The following is a 6,251-nucleotide window of genomic DNA, read 5'->3' on the forward strand; positions in this document are numbered from 1 at the left end:
AACCGCGATAACCAGTATTTTTTGGGGCGCAGGCAGAGTTTTCAACCGTTGCCGGTCAATTTATAGAAATTTCCTTCGCTGAGCACGCCAACCACGGTTTCGCCGTCTATTAAACGCTCAACGTCCAAATCCGCCAATTCGTAGTAAGCCGCCGTTACCAGTCGTGCCTGCACGCCATGGCGTACCGTTATTAGTGGTCGGGGCTCATTCGTGCCAGGGTAAGTGTCCATTTGCAGCGGGTGGTCGGCGCCAATATTGAGAATTTCTCCCACATTGGTGGTTAGCGTCAACATCTGTTGTTCGCCCTGCCCGCTTACCGTTAGTGAGTGCGCCAGTAGCGGTGTGTCTTCCACTTGAATGCGCCATTTCTCGACCGGTGAAATCAGGTAATACTCGCCGTCGTCTTCTAGCCGCAATATGCTGGAAAACAACTTCACCAGCGCCTCGCGCCCAATAATATTACCTTTAAACCACCAATCGCCGGCGCGATCTATGCGCATCTCCATATCGCCGGAGAGCGGCGGATGCCAGTCTTGCAGTGGCGGTAAGCCTTTGGCAGGAACAGACTTTGCAAGCTGCTCCAGGTCTTTCGACTGTTGGCTCATAGAGGCCTCCCTTGATGAGTAGCTGCGATGAAGGTCAGGGGAAAAACTGGTTTTTCAGATCAGCGCAGCCGGGGCCGACGATGGGCATGTTCAGCAGCACGGCTTGGGCCGTCATGAACGCTGCGCCGCGCCGGTGGCCGTCTGTCAGCAGGCTGGTAAGCACACCGACCAATGGCATGTGCGATACCAGCAACAACGGTGAAGCCGTACTGGCCAATAACGCGTCCAGGCAACGGGCAGGATCGTCGTCTGGCGTAATGAACAGCTTTTCTTCAACCGGACAGTTCAATCTTTCGGCCACTATCGCAGCGGTTTGACGGGCACGAACCAGGGGGCTGCACCAGATAAGCTCAGGGCGGCTATCACTTTCCGCCAGCTGGGCGGCCACTCGGGCAACCTGTTGCCTACCCACGTCGGTAAGCTCGCGCTGATCGTCCTGTGCGTGCCGGCCCGCTTCGCCGTGGCGCATTATAAAAAGCTTCATCAATAACCTCTAAGCGTATGATTAACTTGAAAAACAAGTCGCGATAGAATCGCTATGCAACCGCTATGAAGTCGTTATTGAACAATTGTACGCGGCAGAATGAACTCCACATCGGAGTTCTGCGCGGCTGTCATCAAACCGTTGATAACCGCCTTTACAGACGCATTGCCATATAAAATGTCGTGTAAGCCCCGTACCAGCGGCATTTGAATGCCCATGGCCTCGGATTTTTCGCGCACCAGTTTCAAGGTGTAAATACCTTCTGCGACCTGCCCCAGCTCGGCCGCCGCTTCTTCCAGCGGCTTGCCTTTGCCAATCGCGTAACCAATGCGGAAATTCCGGCTTTTGGACGATGTGCAGGTAACAATCAGGTCACCAACGCCGGCCAGCCCCAGGAAGGTCATAGGATTGGCCCCCAAACTGACCGCAAAGCGGCTCATTTCCGCCATGCCGCGTGTGATCAGCATGGCTTTGGCATTTTCGCCCATCCCCAGAGCCGAGCCTAGCCCGGCGACGATGGCATAAATGTTTTTCAATGCACCCGCCAGCTCCACGCCGTACATATCCGCGTTGGCGTAAACCCGAAAATACTCACAGCCCAGCAGGTTTTGAACGCTGGTGCGCACCTCTGGGTCTTCTGACGCTATAACGGTGGCGGTCAGATCACGATTTACAATCTCCGCGGCCAGGTTGGGGCCGCTGAGCACACCAATACGACATTGAGGAATTTCTTCCTGCAGTATCTCGCTCATTAGCTTGAAACCTTGCGTTTCAATACCTTTGGTCAGACTAACGACTATCTGGCCGTCGCGAAAACAATTGGCGTGCTGGTGAATTACGTCACGGAAGGCTTTTGATGGAATGGCAACAAAGACAATTTCAGCGTTGGCAACGGCGCCAGGCAAATCTGTGGTGGGCTCTATATCGCCGGCCAGCATAATGCCGGGCATGTAGCGCTCATTCTGACCGGTTTCACGGATGCTGTCGGCTTGAGCTTGGTCACGCATCCAAAAGTGCACGCGATGACCATTTTCAGCCAGCACCTTGACCATAGCCGTGCCAAAACTGCCGCCGCCGAGCACCGCCACATCATGGCGGGCTGGTACATTGGAAGCGTTACCCTGCGCGGGCGCTGCTGTATTTTCGGGCATAGTTATTTCACTTTTCAGGAATAGTCATTCCGTTTTTCGCTCAGCCGGTTTCTTCGCATTCTAGGGCGTGAACCAGATTTTTGAATTCTTCCCGATTCCGGCTGTTCATACCCATCAGTATTTTGTGGGCTTCCAGCACTTTGTCGCGAACCTGTTGTTCACTGGCTTTCAGCTCCGGAATTTCTTCCAGGCGCTCCATGCTGGAGACCGGCTCGCTGACAATAATAAAAATACTGTCGAAACCCATCGAACCGATGATGCGTGTGATATCCGGGTGGGTAGAAATCAGGCTGGGCGTGCATCCGCTCTGTTTTTTGGCGGCCAGTGCTATTTTTGCCAAAAGTCCCAGGGTGGTGCTATCAATAATTTCAGTTTCAGACAGGTCGATGACCACGGTTCTGAAATTGGGATCCTGAGTGATGGATTCAACCAGGTTGTCCAGCGTCGAGCACAGATTCAGGCGTATTTCACCCACAAACTTTAAGACATAAATGCCTTTTTCTTCCGCTTGCAGAATTTTATAACCAGCCATTTTCCATACTGCCACTGTTTAGGACGACGGGCTTTCTGAATCGCGTAAAGCGTCAGTGACCGACACCATAGCGATATCGTCGGGTAATTCCGTCATCTCATCGAGATTCAGGGCCTCGCTCAAAGAGGCGATAGTGTGACGACCTCCCGATACGAGTTCAAGTAGTGTTCGCTCCTTTTCATCCAGGCTTTTAGCCGGTATGACCTCCAGGATGCCGTCTGAAAACATCAGCAACCGGAACGGCGCCGTCAGCGGCAGCTGAAACACCTGCCATTCAGGCTCTTCAAACAGCCCGACTGGAGGCCCGCTGCCTTTCAAAAACTCTGCAGGCTGATCTTCAAACGCGATGATAGGCATTGGCAGATGAGCACCTACCGTGTAGCTCAAGATTCGTGTTTTCACGTCAATAATGCCCATGAAAATAGTAACGTGCTTGCCCAAACCGGTATCTAGGAGTTCTGAGTTTATACGTTGTAAAAAGAGTTCAGGATGCATGATTTCATCATTAAACCCGCGCCTTAAGTCACGCCGTAGCCTGCTGGTCAGATTTTTTAGTAATACCGTAACAAACGCAGAGCTGGCGCCGTGGCCAGACACATCCGCGATGTATACCATGACTTTGCTGCCTATAACTATAAAAACTATCCCAATCCAGTGAGTGAGTGCGTGAATGAAGACTTTCTACTTTAGTAACTGTACCAAACAAAAATACTAAAACTCTCGTTGAGACCATCTACGAATGCTTAGGGCTCTGGCCTACCCTAGCGCAGTAAGCGGGAGGATCAGCTGAAATCACCATGCTCAATTTTATGAAGCACTGACGTTATCCGGCGACAACCGTCAACGGTATCCAGCAAGTCGCAAGGTCTTTCATCTTCAAGCGCTGGAATCGGGTGCTGGAGCCATTCCAATGCTTGTTCCCGCGATTCCCAGATTCGTATCGACTGATGAACAACGTCGACTGCGTGCCGTGTGATGACCAGCTCCATCCCAATCGGCACCATCCGCTTCCACTCTCGAAGCGTGTTTGGAATCGGGGCGTCTGGGTCACACTGTGCCACGAGATCAGCCAAGCTGTAGGATTTTCTTTCCGTCATCCAGATCCCTTCAACTTGGCATCAAAAGCCCACTTTCCAACGAAAAATCCACAAAAGGAAGGCGTCTTACGTTGCTCATATCGCGGCCTGTCGGCACTAGCGAGAAGCTAGTGGGCCAGGAGTGTCCACGTCACCATAAATTGGCCGTGCTGTTCGCAAAGCGAACGTCCAGATTGACCACAAAGCGGACCTTTCTGCCGGGCTGCTTGAACCCGTCTCCTCCCCCTTCGATTCATTGAAGACCTGGCGCCACTGTAATATCTTGCGAAACACCGATGGACAGAAAACTGTTAATCAGCAGTGCAACTAAAACAGGGATGTTCACTGTGTATTTTCATGAACATCATCGTCTGCTGTGTTGAGCATTACTACGCTTAAGACGGTTAGGTCAGTGAGAGGCGGGTCAGCTTGACTAGATTATTAATATGGGCGTGCATGCTTTTAGTCTATGTTCAATAAGACATCTGCTTGCGGGTCAAGGAAACAACATGAAGCATTTTTCTTTCGTAGCCTTAATCATCGGCTTACTGATCTCGGCTGCGCCGGTCTTGAGTTCCGAACCTAAACAAACACTTCCTAACACCGAATGGCGATCGACCAGCACGGTTGCAAAGGCGGTCTGGGTAGCGGGGCCAGAAATCGGTGGGTTTGGACTAGGATATATGTGCACGACCATAGGCGGGATTGATAACCATATACTTTTTCTCCAAGCGAGGATTGGACCACAAATGCCGAAGGCACTCTCCCAACCTTTTATGGTCGTCTATGATGGTCAAAACAGTTATCTAGATAGGCCCGATGCAGGCGTTCTGCTCACAGTGGGAGAAAAAACTTTTCGTTTAGGAATTCTCGCCATTATCAAACGAATTGTTGCTGAGGTGCCAAGCTACAATATCGGCGCAAGATTGACCCCAGAGGCTATTAAGGCATTAAAGCTTGGTAAAAACGCTAGTTTCCAAATGTATGATGGGGATCTGGTTTTTCTAGATCATTTACCCCCATGGAAACTCGGAGGATCTGCTCAAGCAATTAATAAGACAAAATGCAGACCTTTGGACTCATCCAGCTGATCTCGGCCCAATGTCATCAACTTAAGCGCCCAAAACTCCAGCACGACCTGCTGAGCCGGCGTAGATGACCGACAGTGAGGCAGCCTGTTGTTGAAAAATCAGGCGGATAAGAACAGATTCTAACCGGAAACTCGATCCAAAGACCGCCAACGGCGTATTTTCTGGCACGGCAGAGTCGTGCCAGCGGTTTTCAGGACGAGCGTCATCCGACCGGTGACCAGCACAGTCTGTCAGGAAATCTTGTTAAACGCTGTCGAGGTGTGGTGTCGGTCAGCGAGTCGGTTTGTACCCTTCACAGCCTTTGGCGGCTGGCCGTTTTCGGCGTCGTGGGCAGCTTCGCCCGGGGCGCACCGCACTCAGACTGTTACCCATCAGACGACACAGGTTATCCAGGGCCTCGCGGCTGGGGCGCACCAACAGGGCGACGAGGGTATGCTTCAGCCGGGACACGCCCTGAGTGAAGTTGGCCTTCCAGGCCAGCTTTCGGTGGGCGGTTTTGCGCTCAATATCAGGCTGCTGCAGGGCCTGCATCAGCAGGGCCAGGTTTTTGAGCAGTTGGCAGGCGTGGATATCCTGCTGTACGGCGCAGACCGTCCGGCCACTGACGTTTTCCAGGGTCAGGGTTTGTTTGAGCCGGCGGTAGTCGGTTTCAATGCCCCAGCGCCGGTGATACAGGTCGGCAAAGAGGGATGCGGGGAAAGCCTTGGTGTCCAGCAGCGAGGTGGCCAGCACCTCCGTTTCCCCGGTGGGCAGGGTCACCCGGATCAGCCGGATCCGCAGGGGCGTGTCCGGATCCACACCGGACTGCTCACAGACCTGTCGGGATAACCGGTGCCGGCACGTCATGGAGACGGTATCGTCGTCTTTTCCGGAATCCACAAAAGCGCGGACTTCCCGGGAATGGGTCAGTGTCAGGCGCATCAGGAATTGCTGTTCACAGCGCTGTAGCTCAACAAAGAGCCAGTGGGCGGGATAGCCCCGGTCAAACAGAATCAGGCTGTGGTCAGGAGCATGCTTCAGGAGCATGCTTCAGGTGCATGCTGGCACAGCCCCGCTCATCCACATCCGGCGTGATCAGGAGGGTGTGCAGAGCCTGATCGGACAGCAGGTCTTGCAGGACCGACACCCGNGCCACCGGCAACCCGTTGTGGGTTCCGAAGTGCCGGGCCAGTGGGTCTTCCAGCGGCAAGTGCATGCTGGAGCCGTCCACGGCCAGCAGGCGCAGGCCCTGCCAGGTCTTGTGCAGCCCCAGCTCATCCATCTGGGCCTGCAGGGCGCTGTTGAGAGCCTCAAAGACTGACGCGCTGAGCTT

The 6,251-nt window shown here is 53.4% G+C and carries 6 protein-coding genes and 2 pseudogenes; 1 reads left to right on the top strand and 7 read right to left on the bottom strand.

Annotated elements, in window-relative coordinates; genetic code table 11:
• Window positions 1-41: 41 nt before the first annotated feature.
• The 6 genes and pseudogenes from A3OI_RS0110970 to A3OI_RS19940 form a co-directional block, all read right to left on the bottom strand.
• Window positions 42-605 carry a DUF1285 domain-containing protein gene (locus tag A3OI_RS0110970; RefSeq protein ID WP_018404321.1) on the bottom strand — a complete coding sequence of 188 codons (564 nt, stop codon included), beginning with the start codon at window positions 603-605 and terminating at the stop codon, window positions 42-44.
• A 34-nt stretch (window positions 606-639) separates the two neighbouring features.
• Window positions 640-1,089 carry a phosphohistidine phosphatase SixA gene (gene sixA, locus A3OI_RS0110975; RefSeq protein ID WP_018404322.1) on the bottom strand — a complete coding sequence of 150 codons (450 nt, stop codon included), beginning with the start codon at window positions 1,087-1,089 and terminating at the stop codon, window positions 640-642.
• A gap of 74 nt (window positions 1,090-1,163) precedes the next feature.
• Window positions 1,164-2,240, bottom strand: coding sequence for an NAD(P)H-dependent glycerol-3-phosphate dehydrogenase (locus A3OI_RS0110980; protein WP_018404323.1), 1,077 nt, complete (start codon window positions 2,238-2,240; stop codon window positions 1,164-1,166).
• Window positions 2,241-2,280: 40 nt separating this feature from the next.
• Complete coding sequence (locus A3OI_RS0110985; protein ID WP_018404324.1) at window positions 2,281-2,772, bottom strand: STAS domain-containing protein; 492 nt, start codon at window positions 2,770-2,772, stop codon at window positions 2,281-2,283.
• Between the two features lie 18 nt (window positions 2,773-2,790).
• A pseudogene (locus A3OI_RS19935) lies at window positions 2,791-3,396 on the bottom strand (PP2C family protein-serine/threonine phosphatase); the annotation flags it as partial.
• 158 nt (window positions 3,397-3,554) lie between these two features.
• Complete coding sequence (locus A3OI_RS19940; protein WP_018404326.1) at window positions 3,555-3,869, bottom strand: antitoxin Xre/MbcA/ParS toxin-binding domain-containing protein; 315 nt, start codon at window positions 3,867-3,869, stop codon at window positions 3,555-3,557.
• 488 nt (window positions 3,870-4,357) lie between these two features.
• Here A3OI_RS19940 and A3OI_RS0111000 point away from each other — a divergent pair, with 488 nt between their 5' ends.
• Entirely contained in the window at window positions 4,358-4,939 is a 582-nt protein-coding gene (locus tag A3OI_RS0111000) for a hypothetical protein (protein WP_018404327.1), read from the top strand.
• 270 nt (window positions 4,940-5,209) lie between these two features.
• Here the strand turns inward: A3OI_RS0111000 and A3OI_RS21170 are convergent.
• Window positions 5,210-6,251 (bottom strand): annotated as a pseudogene (locus A3OI_RS21170) (IS4 family transposase); the annotation flags it as partial.

This window comes from Marinobacter gelidimuriae (genome assembly GCF_000372805.1).
Lineage (GTDB): Bacteria > Pseudomonadota > Gammaproteobacteria > Pseudomonadales > Oleiphilaceae > Marinobacter > Marinobacter gelidimuriae.